The sequence below is a fragment of the Shewanella sp. MM_2022_3 genome (assembly GCF_022557375.1).
GTDB lineage: Bacteria > Pseudomonadota > Gammaproteobacteria > Enterobacterales > Shewanellaceae > Shewanella > Shewanella xiamenensis.
On sequence record NZ_JAKZGV010000142.1, the window covers coordinates 1 to 255 of the forward strand.

Annotated in this window: 1 protein-coding gene; it reads right to left on the minus strand. The window is 56.5% G+C overall.

Features of this window, described 5'->3' with window-relative positions; translation table 11 throughout:
- Positions 1–255 (minus strand): Ig-like domain-containing protein (locus MMG82_RS21525; RefSeq protein WP_241407426.1); only part of this gene is annotated, 255 nt, incomplete at both ends.

Below are 255 nucleotides of genomic sequence, written 5' to 3' on the forward strand. Positions count from 1 at the left end.
TAAAGTCACTGCTGGAGCTGCCAGTGTCTTGGGTGATGGCGGTGATGGCCACGGTGTTACCGTCACCGTCTTGGTCAATCTTGGTGTCAATCACCACATCTTGGGTAACAGTTTTGCTGTTGCCGGCGACGTCGGTGACGGTGGCGCTGACGGGGTAAGTGCCGTCAGGCAGCACAGTACCGGTCAGGTCGACGCTCCAGTTACCTTGCGCATCAATCACTAAGCCGTTGGCGGTGGTGTAAACCACACCATTGA